Origin of the sequence: Modestobacter sp. VKM Ac-2979 (genome assembly GCF_026967995.1) — a bacterium.
In the GTDB taxonomy this organism is placed as follows: Bacteria; Actinomycetota; Actinomycetes; order Mycobacteriales; family Geodermatophilaceae; genus Modestobacter.
This window is the reverse complement of record NZ_JAPVBO010000002.1, coordinates 110,642-124,176: the sequence shown is the minus strand read 5'-3', so window position 1 is coordinate 124,176 and position 13,535 is coordinate 110,642. Positions and strand designations below refer to the sequence as shown.

Annotated in this window: 18 protein-coding genes; 11 read left to right on the top strand and 7 right to left on the bottom strand. The window is 73.5% G+C overall.

Translation table 11 applies throughout. The features are described 5' to 3' along the window. The first annotated feature begins 1 nt into the window (after position 1). Genes nagB through O2W15_RS05100 form a run of 3 tightly spaced genes read left to right on the top strand, consistent with a single transcriptional unit; the run spans position 2 to position 2,069 of the window. Complete coding sequence (gene nagB / locus O2W15_RS05110; RefSeq protein WP_269178625.1) at positions 2-799, top strand: glucosamine-6-phosphate deaminase; 798 nt, start codon at positions 2-4, stop codon at positions 797-799. Beyond that, positions 796-1,521 carry a GntR family transcriptional regulator gene (locus tag O2W15_RS05105; protein WP_269178624.1) on the top strand — a complete coding sequence of 242 codons (726 nt, stop codon included), beginning with the start codon at positions 796-798 and terminating at the stop codon, positions 1,519-1,521. Before nagB ends, O2W15_RS05105 begins: the two co-directional genes overlap by 4 nt. After that, on the top strand, positions 1,518-2,069 hold the full coding sequence (locus O2W15_RS05100; protein ID WP_269178623.1) for a GNAT family N-acetyltransferase: 552 nt from the start codon (positions 1,518-1,520) through the stop codon (positions 2,067-2,069). Before O2W15_RS05105 ends, O2W15_RS05100 begins: the two co-directional genes overlap by 4 nt. A gap of 14 nt (positions 2,070-2,083) precedes the next feature. Here O2W15_RS05100 and O2W15_RS05095 read toward each other — a convergent pair whose 3' ends face one another. Then, positions 2,084-2,737, bottom strand: coding sequence for an FMN-dependent NADH-azoreductase (locus O2W15_RS05095; RefSeq protein ID WP_269178622.1), 654 nt, complete (start codon positions 2,735-2,737; stop codon positions 2,084-2,086). A gap of 105 nt (positions 2,738-2,842) precedes the next feature. On the opposite strand from O2W15_RS05095, the gene O2W15_RS05090 reads away from it, so the two are divergent. Next, the gene (locus tag O2W15_RS05090) at positions 2,843-3,196 is read left to right on the top strand and encodes a winged helix-turn-helix transcriptional regulator (protein WP_269178621.1); all 354 of its coding nucleotides are present in this window, start codon (positions 2,843-2,845) and stop codon (positions 3,194-3,196) included. Positions 3,197-3,199: 3 nt separating this feature from the next. Here O2W15_RS05090 and O2W15_RS05085 read toward each other — a convergent pair whose 3' ends face one another. After that, complete coding sequence (locus O2W15_RS05085) at positions 3,200-3,472, bottom strand: rhodanese-like domain-containing protein (RefSeq protein WP_269178620.1); 273 nt, start codon at positions 3,470-3,472, stop codon at positions 3,200-3,202. Between the two features lie 280 nt (positions 3,473-3,752). On the opposite strand from O2W15_RS05085, the gene O2W15_RS05080 reads away from it, so the two are divergent. The 5 genes from O2W15_RS05080 (at position 3,753) to O2W15_RS05060 (ending at position 8,203) form a co-directional block, all read left to right on the top strand. Then, entirely contained in the window at positions 3,753-4,400 is a 648-nt protein-coding gene (locus O2W15_RS05080) for a GntR family transcriptional regulator (RefSeq protein WP_269178619.1), read from the top strand. Continuing rightward, positions 4,384-5,406, top strand: a complete 1,023-nt coding sequence (locus O2W15_RS05075; protein WP_269178618.1) for a 1-aminocyclopropane-1-carboxylate deaminase — start codon at positions 4,384-4,386, stop codon at positions 5,404-5,406. The genes O2W15_RS05080 and O2W15_RS05075 overlap by 17 nt, the downstream gene beginning before the upstream one ends. Before the next feature lie 113 nt (positions 5,407-5,519). Continuing rightward, on the top strand, positions 5,520-6,464 hold the full coding sequence (locus O2W15_RS05070) for a UDP-glucuronic acid decarboxylase family protein (protein WP_269164008.1): 945 nt from the start codon (positions 5,520-5,522) through the stop codon (positions 6,462-6,464). An 82-nt stretch (positions 6,465-6,546) separates the two neighbouring features. Next, positions 6,547-6,849, top strand: a complete 303-nt coding sequence (locus tag O2W15_RS05065; RefSeq protein ID WP_269178617.1) for a putative quinol monooxygenase — start codon at positions 6,547-6,549, stop codon at positions 6,847-6,849. 250 nt (positions 6,850-7,099) lie between these two features. Next, positions 7,100-8,203 carry a mandelate racemase/muconate lactonizing enzyme family protein gene (locus O2W15_RS05060; RefSeq protein WP_269178616.1) on the top strand — a complete coding sequence of 368 codons (1,104 nt, stop codon included), beginning with the start codon at positions 7,100-7,102 and terminating at the stop codon, positions 8,201-8,203. 192 nt (positions 8,204-8,395) lie between these two features. On the opposite strand, the gene O2W15_RS05055 is transcribed toward O2W15_RS05060, so the two are convergent. The 5 genes from O2W15_RS05055 to O2W15_RS05035 form a co-directional block, all read right to left on the bottom strand. Then, positions 8,396-8,830: a hypothetical protein gene (locus O2W15_RS05055; RefSeq protein WP_269178615.1), complete on the bottom strand. Its 435-nt coding sequence runs from the start codon at positions 8,828-8,830 to the stop codon at positions 8,396-8,398. A gap of 58 nt (positions 8,831-8,888) precedes the next feature. Further along, positions 8,889-9,617: an alpha/beta hydrolase gene (locus tag O2W15_RS05050; protein ID WP_269178614.1), complete on the bottom strand. Its 729-nt coding sequence runs from the start codon at positions 9,615-9,617 to the stop codon at positions 8,889-8,891. Between the two features lie 22 nt (positions 9,618-9,639). After that, complete coding sequence (locus O2W15_RS05045; protein WP_269178613.1) at positions 9,640-9,840, bottom strand: hypothetical protein; 201 nt, start codon at positions 9,838-9,840, stop codon at positions 9,640-9,642. A 127-nt stretch (positions 9,841-9,967) separates the two neighbouring features. Continuing rightward, positions 9,968-10,990 carry an NADP-dependent oxidoreductase gene (locus O2W15_RS05040; protein WP_269178612.1) on the bottom strand — a complete coding sequence of 341 codons (1,023 nt, stop codon included), beginning with the start codon at positions 10,988-10,990 and terminating at the stop codon, positions 9,968-9,970. Further along, positions 10,987-11,754 carry an SDR family NAD(P)-dependent oxidoreductase gene (locus O2W15_RS05035; RefSeq protein WP_269178611.1) on the bottom strand — a complete coding sequence of 256 codons (768 nt, stop codon included), beginning with the start codon at positions 11,752-11,754 and terminating at the stop codon, positions 10,987-10,989. The genes O2W15_RS05040 and O2W15_RS05035 overlap by 4 nt, the downstream gene beginning before the upstream one ends. 97 nt (positions 11,755-11,851) lie before the next feature. Here O2W15_RS05035 and msrA point away from each other — a divergent pair, with 97 nt between their 5' ends. After that, a complete protein-coding gene (gene msrA, locus O2W15_RS05030; RefSeq protein ID WP_269178610.1) occupies positions 11,852-12,505 on the top strand; it encodes a peptide-methionine (S)-S-oxide reductase MsrA in 654 nt (217 codons plus the stop codon). A gap of 83 nt (positions 12,506-12,588) precedes the next feature. Beyond that, positions 12,589-13,503 carry a haloalkane dehalogenase gene (locus O2W15_RS05025; protein ID WP_269178609.1) on the top strand — a complete coding sequence of 305 codons (915 nt, stop codon included), beginning with the start codon at positions 12,589-12,591 and terminating at the stop codon, positions 13,501-13,503. Positions 13,504-13,535: the final 32 nt, after the last annotated feature.

Genomic DNA, 13,535 nt, shown 5'->3' with positions numbered 1-13,535 from the left:
CGTGGAGGTCGTCCTGCTGCCCACCCCCGAGGACTGCGGGCGGGTCGTCGCCGACGCCGTCGCCGGGTCGGTGCTGGCCGCGCTGGGCCGGGGCGGGCCGGTGGTGCTGGGCCTGGCCACCGGGTCCTCGCCACTGCTGGCCTACCGCGAGCTGCTGCGCCGGCACCGGGAGGAGGGGCTGTCCTTCGACGGGGTGCAGGCCTTCCTGCTCGACGAGTACGTGGGCCTGCCCGCCGGCCACCCGGAGAGCTACCGCGAGGTGATCCGCCGGGAGCTGACCGACGAGTTCGGCCTCGACCCGGCGGTGGTGCACGGCCCGGACGGCGCGGCGGCCGACCCGCTGCAGGCCGCCCTGGACTACGAGGCGAAGCTGCTGGCCGCCGGGCCGGTGGCGGTGCAGGTGCTGGGGATCGGCGCCAACGGGCACCTGGGGTTCAACGAGCCCGGCTCGTCGCTGGCCAGCCGCACCCGGGTCAAGACGCTCACCGAGCAGACCCGGATCGACAACGCGCGGTTCTTCGGCGACGACGTCGCCGCGGTGCCCCGGCACGTGATCACCCAAGGGCTGGGCACGATCCTCAGCGCCGAGCACCTGGTGCTGGTGGCGACCGGGGAGGCGAAGGCGGCCGCGATCGCCGCTGCGGTGGAGGGGCCACTGACGGCGTCCTGCCCGGCGTCGGTGCTCCAGCTGCACCGGCACGTCACCCTCGTCGTCGACGAGGCGGCCGGTGCCCAGCTGGACCGGGCCGACTACTACCGCTACGTGCTGAGCCACAAGCTGACCGACCAGCGGTGGTGACCGCGCTGATCGTCGACGGGGTGGTGCCCAAGCACGAGCAGCTGCGCGGCCGGCTGACCGAGCTGGCCACCCGGCTCCCGGCGGGCGCCCCGCTGCCCGGCGAGCGCCAGCTGTGCGTCGAGCACGGGGTCAGCCGGATCACCGTGCGCGAGGCGATCGGCCAGCTGGTCAGCGAGGGCGTGCTGGTGCGGGTGCGGGGCAAGGGCACCTTCGTGGCCGAGCGGCCCGCGCGGTCCCGGCTGCACCTGGCCTCCTTCCACTCCGACATGCGCCGGCTCGGGCTGCGGCCGAGCACCGTCGTCCTGGCGGTCGCCCGGGCCGTGCCGCCGCCGGCGACCCGGGCCGCGTTGGAGCTGGCCGTGGGGGAGCGGGCCTGGCACGTACGCCGGCTGCGGCTGGCCGACGACCAGTCGATGTCGGTGGACGACGCCTGGTACCCGGTCGCGGTGGCGCCCGACCTGGACGAGGCCGACCTCACCGGCTCGCTCTACACGCTGTTCGCCGAGCGGTACGGCTGCACGATCGAGCGCGCCGAGCAGACCGTGCGGGCGGCGGAGGCCGACCGGGAGTCCGCCGTCCTGCTGGGGCTGCCGCCGTCCCGCCCGGTGCTGGTGTTCGACCGGGTCTCCTACAGCGCCGGCCGGCCGGTCGAGCACGCGCTGTCGACCTACCGCGGTGACCGCTACGAGGTGGCGATGACCGTCGAGCTGGGGCAGGGGTGAGCGACCCGCAGCCCTGCACCCTGGGTGTCGACGAGCTGGTGCTGCGGCCGTGGCGGAGCGAGGACCAGGCGGCGGTCTGGGCGCTCGCCGCCGACCCCGCGCTGCGGCAGTGGAACGCCCGCGGCTTCGGCTCCCCGGACGAGGTGCGCGAGATGGTCGCCCGGCTGGCCGACTGGAGCGGCGGCGACCGGGCGTCCTGGGCGGTGACCGACGCCGTCGGGACGCTGCTCGGGTCGGTGTCCCTGCACTCGGTCGACCGCGTGCAGGGCGATGCTCAGCTGGGCTACTGGGTCGCATCGGCCGCCCGGGGGCGAGGCGTGGCGGCACGCGCGGCGGATGCGGTCTGCCGCTGGGCCTTCGCCGCGGGCATCGACCGGGTGGAGCTCTACCACGCGGTGGAGAACGCGGCCTCCGGCCGAGTGGCGGCCAAGGCCGGGTTCACCCGCGAGGGCAGGCTGCGCCGGTCCTACCGCTACGGGGACGGTGTCAAGCACGACGAGCTGCTCTGGTCCCGGCTCTCCGACGACCCGCCCCCGGCGCTGCACTGAGCCAGGGGGGCGCCTCAGGCGGCGACGCGGGTGCTGCTGAGCAGCCGGCCGTGCTCGGCGGCCTCCCGCTCGGCGGTGGCCTTGAGCTCGGCGGCCAGCTCGGTGAAGGAGTCCAGCGCCGGGTTGACCCCGACCAGGGTGAAGTCCCGCTCGACCACCCGGAGGTCCAGCTGCCAGACGTCGGCCAGGATGCGCCGCAGCCAGGAGGTGGCGTGGTCCCAGCCCTCGCGGGGGGTGCCCGCGCTGTAGTTGCCGCCGCGCACCACCGCCAGCACGGCGGGCTTGCCGGCCAGCGGTGGCTCGGCCCGCGGGCCCATCCGCGGGTCGGTGATCACCAGGTCGACCCAGGTCTTGACGTGCTGGGAGACGCCGAAGTTGTACAGCGGGACGGCGAAGAGCAGGGCCTCCGCGTCGACGAGCTCGTCGGTCAGCGTCGCCGCGAGGGCCAGCGCGCCGGCCTGCTCCGGCGTCCGCTGCTCGGCCGGGAGGTAGGAGCCGGCGACGGCTGCACCCCACGCGTCGGCCGGCAGCGGCTCGGTGCCGACGTGCCGGCGGGTGACCGGGGCGTCGGGGTTCCCGGCCCGCCACTCGCGCTCGACGATGTCGGCGACCTCGCGGCTGGCCGACCCCTCGACCCGGATGCTGGCGTCCAGACGGAACAGCGACATGGCAAGTACTCCCTCAGAGCTAGTAGCTAGCTGATTGCTAGCACTTCTGGAAAGCTAGCACTTCGGTCGCAGGAGCACGAGGGGTGGCGGTCCTACGATGACCGGGTGGCCGAGGACCTGGTGCACACGCCGGAGGCGTGCGACGACGCGCTGGCACGCGCGTTCGGCTTCCTCGGCAAGCGGTGGAACGGGCTGATCATCGGCGTGCTCGCCGGCGGGCCGGCGACGTTCACCGGGCTCCGTCGGGCCGTGGGCGGGATCAGCGACTCCGTGCTCTCCGACCGGCTGACCGAGCTGGCCGCGGCGGGGCTGGTCCAGCGCACCGTCGACGACGGGCCGCCGGTGGCGGTGAGCTACCAGCTGACCGACGCGGGCCGGTCCCTGACGCCGGTGCTCGAGCAGCTGACCACCTGGGCCCGCGAGAGCCTCCCCGTGCAGTCGTGTGCGGGTCGGCACTGAGGCTCAGCAGCCGCAGCTGACCCCTGCCGGGGCGGTGAGCGGGTCGACCGCCGGGCGGGTGGTCCCGGTCGCCGTCTCCACCGGCAGGCCCTCCCGGGCCCAGTACTCGAACCCGCCGATCATCTCCCGCACCGGGTGGCCGAGTCGGGCCAGCGCCAGGGCCGCGCGGGTCGCACCGTTGCAGCCCGGACCCCAGCAGTAGGTGACCACCGGGACGCCGGGGTCGAGCTCGGCCGGCGATCTCCCGCCCCGACAGGCGGACCGCCCCCGGCACATGCCCCTGGTCCTCGGCCCTCCTGCAGGGGCCCGCCGCGAGCTTGCGAGTGGTGGGGGGCAGGAGGGTCCTTTCAGACGTCGGAGACGTCGGTCTCCACGGCGAGCCGGCGGGCGAAGTGGGCAGCGGCGTCAGCGGGCGGGGTCGTCCAGTCCAAGAATCACGATGCTGGCGGGGGTGGGGCCAGGCCGACAGGCACCCGACTGCCGACCACCGCAGCGATCCCGCCCTTGACGCGGACGGCAACTGACATGTCAGATGTCAGTCATGGAACTGCGGCCGGTGACGCGAGTGCTGCTCCGCGACCAGGCGGCCGACCGCATCCGCACCGCGATCGTGGTCGGCGACCTCGCGCCCGGCGCGGTGATCAAGGACGTCGAGCTGGCCGGCAGTCTGGGGCTCTCCGTCGCCCCGGTCCGGGCAGCGCTGTCCCGGCTGGCCGACGAGGGCCTGGTCGAGGCCAAGCCGCAGAGCCACACCCGGGTCACCCCGTTGGTGCTCCGGCAGGTCCGGGACGCCGCCGTCGTCGTCCGGGCGATGCACGAGCTGGCCGTCCGTGAGGCGGTGCCGCTGGTGACCGCCGACGACGTGGCGGTGATGCGGGCGGCCAACCAGCGGTTCGCTGCTGCCGTCGACCGCGGGGACGCCGGCGGGGCGCTGACCGCCGACGACGAGCTGCACGACGTCCTGCTCGACCGCTGCGGCAACGGCGCCGTCCGGGCCACGATCGACCGCTTCACCCCGGCGATCCGCCGGCTGGAGCGGCAGCGGTTCGCCGCCGCGCACGGCCGCGAGTCCGTCGGCCTGCACGACCGGCTGATCGCCGCGTGCGCAGCCGGGGACGTCGACGCCGCGTCCGCCACCACCACCGAGATCTGGACGGCGCTGCTGTCCGAACTGGAGGAGACCCCCGATGCCCAGTCTGTCTGACTTCCCCCGCCACTCCCTGCTCTTCGGCCCCTCGCCGGTGCACCGGCTCGACCGGCTGACCGCGCACCTGGGCGGCGCGGCGGTGTGGGCCAAGCGGGAGGACGTGAACTCCGGCATCGCCTTCGGTGGCAACAAGACCCGCAAGCTGGAGTACCTGGTCGCCGACGCGCTGGCCCAGGGCTGCGACACGCTCGTGTCGATCGGCGGCGTGCAGAGCAACCACACCCGCCAGGTCGCCGCGGTCGCCGCCCACCTCGGCCTGAAGTGCGTGCTCGTGCAGGAGAGCTGGGTCGACTGGCCGGACGCCGTCTACGACAAGGTCGGCAACATCCTGATCTCCCGGCTGGCCGGCGCCGACGTCCGGCTGGTCAAGGCCGGTTTCGGCATCGGGTTCAAGGAGAGCTGGGAGTCGGCGCTCCGGGAGATCGAGGCGCGCGGGGGCAAGCCGTACCCGATCCCGGCCGGCGCGTCGGACCACCCGCTCGGTGGGCTGGGCTTCGCCAACTGGGCGCACGAGGTGGCGCAGCAGGAGGCGGAGCTCGGGGTCTTCTTCGACACCGTCGTCGTCTGCTCGGTCACCGGCTCGACCCAGGCCGGCATGGTCGCCGGCTTCGCGCAGCTGGAGGAGCAGGGTGCCCGGCCGCGCCGGGTGCTCGGCGTGGACGCCTCGGCGAAGCCCGCGGAGACCCGGGACCAGGTGCTGCGCATCGCCCAGCGGACGGCGTCGGCGATCGGGCTGCAGCGCGAGCTGACCCTGGACGACGTGGAGCTGGACGAGCGGTACCACGCCGGCATCTACGGGATCCCGGACGAGACGACGATCCGGGCGATGGAGCTGGCCGCGCGCACCGAGGGCATGGTCACCGACCCGGTGTACGAGGGGAAGTCGATGGCCGCCACGATCGACCTCGTCGGCCGGGGCGAGATCGACCGGTCGTCGACCGTGCTCTACGCCCACCTCGGCGGCCAGCCGGCGCTCAACGGCTACAGCGCGCTGTTCTCCTGACCCGCTCCGGTCGCCGTCCGCTCCCTGCGCCGCGGAGCGGGCGGCGGCCGACGTGGGAGCATCCCGCGGGGCCACTCGACCGGGTGCGCAGCAGGACGACAGGAGGGCACGACGTGCCGCAGAGCAAGCGGGTCATGGTCACCGGGGGTGCCGGCTTCATCGGCTCGCACCTGTGCGACCGGCTGGTCGACCTCGGGCACGACGTGCTGTGCGTGGACAACTTCTACTCGTCGACGAAGGCCAACATCGCCCACCTGCTCGGGCACCCGCGCTTCGAGCTGATGCGGCACGACGTCACCTTCCCGCTGTACGTGGAGGTCGACGAGATCTACCACCTGGCCTGCCCCGCCTCGCCGATCCACTACCAGCGCGACCCGGTGCAGACCACCAAGACGGCGGTGCACGGTTCGATCAACGCGCTGGGCCTGGCGAAGCGGACCGGGGCGCGGATCCTGCTCACCTCGACGTCGGAGGTCTACGGCGACCCCGAGGTGCACCCGCAGACCGAGGACTACTGGGGCCGGGTCAACCCGATCGGCCCGCGGGCCTGCTACGACGAGGGGAAGCGGGCGGCGGAGACGCTGTTCTTCGACTACTGGCGGCAGCACGAGCTGGAGATCAAGGTCGTCCGGCTGTTCAACACCTACGGCCCCCGGATGCACCCGCAGGACGGCCGGGTGGTCTCCAACTTCGTGGTCGCCGCGCTGAACGGCGAGCCGCTGACCGTCTACGGGGACGGGGCGCAGACCCGGTCGTTCTGCTACGTCGACGACATCATCGACGGCCTGGTGACGATGATGGAGAGCCCGCGCGAGGTGACCGGGCCGATCAACCTGGGCAATCCCGGCGAGTTCACCATCCGGGAGCTCGCCGACCTGGTCGTGGAGCTCACCGGCTCCGCCTCGGGGCTGGACCGCCGGCCGCTGCCGGTCGACGACCCGACCCGGCGACAGCCGGACATCACCCGGGCCCGCGAGCAGCTGGGCTGGGCGCCGACGGTGGAGCTGCGCGAGGGCCTCGAGCGCACGATCGAGTCCTTCCGCGCCGTCGTCGCCTGATCCGAGGGTTGATCTCGAGTGCCCTTGAGGTGTGAGGGTCGTCCCGGACGACGCGCAGCGCGTCGCCGGACGAGGAGGACACGTGTACGCGGTGGTCTATCGGTGGCGGCTGCGGCCAGGCAGCGAGGAGCAGTTCCGTGACGGCTGGGAACGGGTGACCCGCGCGATCCACGCCGGTTGCGGCAGCTACGGGTCCCGCTTGCACCGTGCGGCCGACGGCACGTGGGTCGCCTATGCCCGCTGGCCCGACGCGGCCACCCGGGAGCGCTGCGGGTTCGACGAACCCGAGGGGGAGCGGTTGATGTCGGAGTCGGTGGCTGAACGCTTTCCCGAGTTGACGCTCGAGCTGGTCAGCGATCTGCTCGCGGAGCCGACCGCGTTCTGACCTGCTCCATCGAGTGGGCGACCCGCGAGCGGTAGACGGCCGGGGTCTCGGGTCGTTGATCTCGGACGCGGGTTCTGGGCCGTTGCACTGATCGGCCGGCCTGCACGGACACCTCATGGTCGACAGCCCGAGCGGGCGACGACGTCGCGGTCGGGCACGTGGGCCTCCGTACGATCTTCCTCACGGCTGCGCAGGCTCAGATGTCGTACTGGGCGCTGCCCGAGGCGACACGCGGATCGGGAGGAGCGCCATGCGGATCGCCGAGATCCACCTCTACCAGGTCGACCTGCCGTTGAACGGCACCGTCTACCGGATGTCCGAGGGCGCCCACACCGCCCTGGACTCGACGGTCGTGCAGATCGTGTCGGACACCGGGCTCTCCGGATGGGGCGAGACGTGCCCCATCGGCCCGACCCACGCCCCAGCCCACGCCCTCGGCGCCCGCGCGGCCCTGACCCAGATGGCCCCGGGGTTGATCGGCCGGACCGTGACCGGGCCCGCGGCGGTCCAGCGCGCGCTGCACGGCCTGCTCCACGGCCACAACTACGCGAAGGCCGCGATCGACATCGCGGTGTACGACCTGCTCGGCAAGGCCCACGGCCTGAGGGTGTGCGACATGCTCGGCGGCGCGATGACCGATCAGGTCGACTCGTACTGGTCGCTGACGCTCGACGACCCCGACGAGACCGCCCGCGTCGCGGCGGAGAAGGTCGCCGAGGGCTACCCCCGCCTCCAGATGAAGGTCGGTGGACGGCCGGTCGAGGTCGACATCGAGGCGATCCGGAAGGTGTGGGAGGCGACCGGCTGCACACGGCTCGTCGTCGACGCCAACCGGGCGCTGCTCACGCGCGACGTCCTGCGGATCGACCGGGAGTGCGCCGACATCCCGTTCGTGTTCGAGCAGCCCTGCAACACCATGGAGGAGATCGCCGCGATCCGGCCCCAGCTGGACCACCCGGTCTACCTGGACGAGAGCACCGAGGACCTCGGCGAGGTGCTGCGGGCGATCTCGCTCGGGGTGTGCGACGGGTTCGGCCTCAAGGTCACCCGCCTGGGCGGCCTCGGAGCCATGGCCACCGTCCGCGACGTCTGCGAGGCACGCTCGCTGCCCCACACCTGCGACGACTCCTGGGGCGGGGACATCATCGCGGCGGCCTGCGTCCACGTCGCCGCGACCGTGCACCCCCGCCTGCTCGAGGGCGTCTGGATCGCCGAACCCTTCGTGGACCGCCACTACGACTCGGCGCACCCGGTCCGGGTCGAGGGCGGCCGCATCCAGGTGCCGACCGGTCCCGGACTCGGCGTGGTCCCCGACGACGGCGCCCTCGGCCTTCCCGTCGCATCGTTCGCCTAGATCGGCTCGGCCCTGCCGGGTGAGGAGCTCGTCGAGCGAGGCCGCGCGGTGTAGGAGTCGCCCACCCATTCCGCCAGTCGCTCTCCGCTACTACTCCAGTCAGCAGAAGACCGGTCGCGCTGGTTGGAACTCCACCGCGGCGGACGGCCGAGGAGACCGCCCGAACGAGGGCCCGGCGGTCCGTCGTCGGGGTCAGGGAACGGGCGCGGGGACCCCCATGTCCGCCAACGCAGCGTGCACCTGCCGGGCGTGCCGGTGGGCGTAGCGCAGGGCAGGCGTCCCCGGAGGACGCTCCTCGAGGCTCACCGGCAGGCCGAGGGCCCCCAGCCGGTCGGCCACCGCCCGCATCTCCGCGGGGTCATCGGTGAACGAGGAGCTCGTGACCATCCCGGCCCACTTCCGTCGGTCGAGGACGACCAGGCCCGTCACCACGACGACCGGTCCGGGCGCAGCCCGGAAGAGCAGTGGCCAGCCCGTCCTCCGCAGCGCCGGCGCGCAGAGGGCCGCTGCGACCAGGCACACCCCACCGAGGGCGCCGAACCCGACGGCGTTCAGCCGTGCGGTGCGCAGGAAGCGGCCCTGGCGGTGTCGGCTCCGGGCGCTGTAGGTGACGTAGGAACGATCCACGCAGGCACCCTCTCCGAACACCCCGCCCTCGTCCAGGCCGAGTGCCGGGTGGCTCCGGTCAGAGCGGGACGGCGAGGCCCTCGGGGCTCGGCTGGGCCAGCGCCTCGGCGATCGCCTCGGGCATCGGCGCCAGTCCGGTCCCGGCCAGGACGACGTCCCGCGCGAAGCGGTGCCAGCGCTGGGACCGGCGGACCATGCCGTGCCCACCCACGATGGTGAAGCGGGCGACCCGGGCCTTCGCCCGCCGGGCCCGGACGGCGAACTCCGCGGACAGCCGCGGGGGCACCCAGCGGTCGCCGCGGCCGTGCAGGATCACCACCGTCTGACCGCCCAGGTGCATGACCGGCTCACCGGGCGGGGTCCACGGGGCGAGGGCGCAGACCGCGGTCACCGACGGCTCCCCGCCCGCGCGGAGCGCGGCCCGGCCGCCCATCGAGTGCCCGACCAGCACGATCGGGACGTCGGTGCCGTGCTGCTCGCGCAGCTGCTCGATCGCCCAGCGGACGTCCTGGTAGGCGTCGGCCGCCTCCCCGTTCCAGCCGGCGACCCGGTACCGGAGCACGGCGGTGGCGATGCCCTGGTCGGCGGTGGTGGCGTGCACGTACTGCTCGAAGGCCCGCATCCGCACCAGCGAGAGCGCCCGGGTCTTCGGTGGCTCGACGCTGGCGGGGGTTCCGCCGTGACAGAACAGGGCGATGCCCCGGGTCTCCCCGACCGCCGACCGCTGTTCCAGCTCGGGGGAGCGGGGGTCGGGGCGGTCGGCGTCGGGGGTGGGTGATGCGGTCACGTCGTCCTCGGGGTGGGGGCGGTCAACGGCGGCGCTTGCCGCCCAGCTTCACACGCGCCCTCTCGCCGAGGTCGCCGGCCTTGAGCAGGCCGTTGCTGATCGCCGAGGGGCCGTTGCGCTTCTGCAGGGCCTGGCCCAGCTTGCGCAGCACATTGGTGGCCAGCGGCGCGAGGACGGTGAGGATGACCCACATGCGGAAACGGCGGGTGAGGAAGAGCCACATGATCAGCACTCTGCCCTGATCCTGCGGTCGCCAACCGGCGGCCGCGGGCCCCGCATGATCACCACGGGCTGAGGGTGGTCTCGGTGGAGCGGAGACAGCCCTCAGCCTGTGGTGATCACCCGCGGGGTCAGGAGGGGTCGGGCGCCAGCCGGACGACCATCTTCCCGGTGTTGCCACCGCTCAGCAGTGCCCGGAACGCGTCGACGGCGGAGTCCAGCCCGTCGACCACCGTCTCCCGGGCGACGAGCGAGCCGTCCTGCAGCCACCCCGACACCGCACCGACGAACTCCGGCCGCAGGTCGGCGTGGTCGCCCACGATGAACCCGCGCAGCGTCAGCTGCTTGCCGACGACGAACCCCAGGTTCCGCGGCCCCGGGGGCGCGGTGGTCGCGTTGTAGCCGGAGATCGACCCGCACAGCGCGGCCCGCCCGTAGGTCCGGAAGCCGCCGATCGCCGCCTCCAGGTGCTCCCCGCCCACGTTGTCGAAGAAGACGTCGATCCCGTCGGGTGCGGCCGCGCCGAGCAGGTCGGCGACCTTGCCGTCGTGGTAGTCGAACGCCGCGGAGAAGCCCAGCTCCTCCTGCAGCCAGCGCACCTTCTCCGGCGTCCCGGCGCTGCCCACGACCCGCGACGCCCCGCGCAGCCGGGCGAACTGGCCGACCAGGCTGCCCACCGCCCCGGCCGCGCCGGAGACGAAGACGGCGTCCCCCTCGCGGAAGTCGGCCAGCCGGAACAGCCCCGCGTACGCGGTGAGCCCCGGCATGCCGAGCACGCCCAGGTACAGCGACAACGGCAGGCCGGGCAGCGGCTCGACGACGGAGACGTGCTTCGCCGGGACGACGGCGACGTCCCGCCAGCCCTGGCCGTGCAGCACGAGCGCGCCCTCGGGGACGGCGTCCGAGCGGGAGGCGACCACCTGGCCGACCGTCCCGCCCTGCATCGTCTCGCCCAGCTCCCAACTGGCGGCGTAGGACTTCGCGGCGCTCATCCGGCCGCGCATGTACGGGTCGACCGACATCGCGATGGTCTGCACCACGACCTCGCCGTCCGCGGGGTCCGGCCGCTCCATCGTCACGAGACGGAAGTCCTCGGCCACCGGCTCGCCGTGCGGACGCCGGACCAGCTGCCACTCGCGGGTGGAGATGCTCATCGCGGGAAGTCCGGCTCGTTGCGGGGGATCACGAAGACCTCGGGCACGAAGCTGGTGTCCGGCATGGTGACCATGGTCAGCACCATCCGGGCCACGTCGGACGGCGGCATCATCCGGTGCGCCGGGATGCCCCAGCGCTCCATCATCGGGGTGTCCATCGCGGCCGGCACGATGCTGTGCACCCGCGCCGGGAAGGGCACCTCGGTGCCGTCCGCGCTGACCGTCCCCTTCTCCCGCAGCTCCCGCTGGATGCACCGGGTGGCACTGCGGAAGGCGGCCTTCGAGCTGTTGTAGGCGATCGCGCCGCTGCCGGAGGTCACCGCCGACAGCGACGTCACGTGCACCACGTCGGCGACGGTGTCCGCCGGGCGGTGCTGCACGGTCTTGAGGAACTCGCTGGTCAGGAAGACCGGGCCCTCGCAGTTCACCGCCTGGACCATCCGGTAGTCGGCGAGGTCGATGTCGGTGATGTAGCCGGGCCGGTCGATGCCCGCCACGTTCACCAGCAGGTCGAAGGCGTCGCCGTACCGGGCGAACAGGTCGGCGACCACCCGGCGGCGGGCGTCGTCGTCGGTGACGTCGAGCGCCACCACCTCGGCGTCCCGGCCGATCTGGGCACGCGTCTTCTCCGCGCCCTCGGTGTCGACGTCGCCCAGCGCGACCGTCGCCCCGGCCTCGGCCAGGGCGACGGCGACCGCCCGGCCCAGGCCGCTGGCCGCACCGGTCACCAGGGCCACCCGGCCCGACAGCTCGTCTGTCCCCATGTGTCTGCGGTCTCCTCCACGTCGGTGGCGCTGCCTTGCGCCCCCGCCACCTTGGCGCAGGGCGGGACGCCTTGCAGGACGGACCTACAGTCGAGGCATGTTCTTCTCCCGCGCCAAGACCCAGCCGGTCACCGCGGCGGACGCCCTGACCGGCCGTACCGAGCCGCTGCCCGGCATCCCCGAGGTGCACGCGGTCAACGGCAACCGCATCCAGCCGCCCTTCCCCGAGGGCCTGCAGACCGCCGTCTTCGGCGCCGGCTGCTTCTGGGGGGTGGAGAAGGTCTTCTGGGAGACCCCGGGCGTGTACTCGACCGCCGCGGGCTACGCCGGCGGCCACACCCCCAACCCGACGTACGAGGAGGTGTGCTCGGCCCGCACCGGCCACACCGAGGCGGTGCTGGTCGTGTTCGACCCGGCCGTCCTCTCCTACGACCGCCTGCTCAAGGAGTTCTGGGAGGAGCACGACCCGACCCAGGGCATGCGGCAGGGCAACGACATCGGCACCCAGTACCGCTCGGCCGTCTACACCCAGGGCCCGGAGCAGGAGGCGGCCGCCAAGGTGAGCCGCGACCTGTTCCAGGAGCGGTTGACCGCGGCCGGCTACGGCGACATCACCACCGAGATCGCCCCGCTGGGCGACTTCTTCTACGCCGAGGGCTACCACCAGCAGTACCTCTACAAGGTGCCCGGCGGCTACTGCCCGGTGAACTCCACCGGCGTGAGCTGCCCGGTCGGCCTCCCCGGCGTCTGAAGAAACACCCCCTGCCCCCCACCGCTCGCAAGCTCGCGGCGGGCCCCTGCAGGGGGCCGTCCCACCAGTCGAGGAGGCCTGTGATGGACGCGCTGCGCACACCCGAGGACCGGTTCACCGACCTGCCGGAGTTCCCCTTCGAGCCCCGGTACGTCGAGGTGGACGACGGGGACGGCGGCCGGCTGCGGGTGGCCGTCCTCGTCGAGGGCCCGGACGACGGCGAGACGGTGCTGCTCATGCACGGCGAGCCGTCCTGGTCGTTCCTCTACCGCCGGATGATCCCGGTGCTGACCGCGGCCGGGCTGCGCGTCGTCGTCCCGGACCTGGTCGGCTTCGGCAGGTCGGACAAGCCCACCGAGCTGACCGACTACAGCTACGCCCGGCACGTGGCGTGGCTGCGGCAGGCGCTGCTGGAGGAGCTGGGGCTCACCGACCTGACCCTGGTCTGCCAGGACTGGGGTGGGCTGCTCGGCCTGCGCCTCGTGGCCGAGCACCCCGACCGGTTCGTCCGGGTCGTCGTCGCCAACACCGGCCTGCCCACCGGTGACCACCCGATGAGCGAGGCGTTCCTGGCCTGGCAGCGGGCCGCGGCCGGCATGACGGACATGCAGGTCGGCCGGATCGTCTCCAACGGGACGGCGACGGAGATGGCGCCCGAGGTGGTCGCCGCCTACGACGCCCCGTTCCCCGACGGCCGGTACAAGGCCGGCGCCCGGGTCTTCCCCTCGCTGGTGCCCACCAGCCCCGACGACCCGGCGGCCGAGGCCAACCGGGCGGCCTGGGCGGTGCTGCGCACCTGGGAGAAGCCGTTCCTCACCGCCTTCTCCGACCGCGACCCGATCACCGGCGGCGGCGACGCGGTGTTCCAGAAGCTGGTGCCCGGGGCGCAGGGCCTGCCGCACACCACGCTGGCCGGCGGCGGCCACTTCCTCCAGGAAGACGTCGGCCCGCAGTTGGCCCAGGTGACCGTCGACCTGATCGCGGCCACTCCCCGGTAGCCCGGTCGCGAGGCTGCGCCCCGTCGACAGGA

What these genes read in the sequence shown, in the direction of transcription:
- O2W15_RS05095 (WP_269178622.1), bottom strand. Translation starts at nt 2,737, where the DNA reads ATGTCGCTGTTCCGTCTGGACGCCAGCATCCGGGTCGAGGGGTCGGCC.
- O2W15_RS05085 (WP_269178620.1), bottom strand. Translation starts at nt 3,472, where the DNA reads ATGTGCCGGGGGCGGTCCGCCTGTCGGGGCGGGAGATCGCCGGCCGAG.
- O2W15_RS05075 (WP_269178618.1), top strand. Translation starts at nt 4,384, where the DNA reads ATGCCCAGTCTGTCTGACTTCCCCCGCCACTCCCTGCTCTTCGGCCCC.
- O2W15_RS05060 (WP_269178616.1), top strand. Translation starts at nt 7,100, where the DNA reads ATGCGGATCGCCGAGATCCACCTCTACCAGGTCGACCTGCCGTTGAAC.
- O2W15_RS05045 (WP_269178613.1), bottom strand. Translation starts at nt 9,840, where the DNA reads ATGTGGCTCTTCCTCACCCGCCGTTTCCGCATGTGGGTCATCCTCACC.
- O2W15_RS05040 (WP_269178612.1), bottom strand. Translation starts at nt 10,990, where the DNA reads ATGAGCATCTCCACCCGCGAGTGGCAGCTGGTCCGGCGTCCGCACGGC.
- O2W15_RS05035 (WP_269178611.1), bottom strand. Translation starts at nt 11,754, where the DNA reads ATGGGGACAGACGAGCTGTCGGGCCGGGTGGCCCTGGTGACCGGTGCG.
- msrA (WP_269178610.1), top strand. Translation starts at nt 11,852, where the DNA reads ATGTTCTTCTCCCGCGCCAAGACCCAGCCGGTCACCGCGGCGGACGCC.
- O2W15_RS05025 (WP_269178609.1), top strand. Translation starts at nt 12,589, where the DNA reads ATGGACGCGCTGCGCACACCCGAGGACCGGTTCACCGACCTGCCGGAG.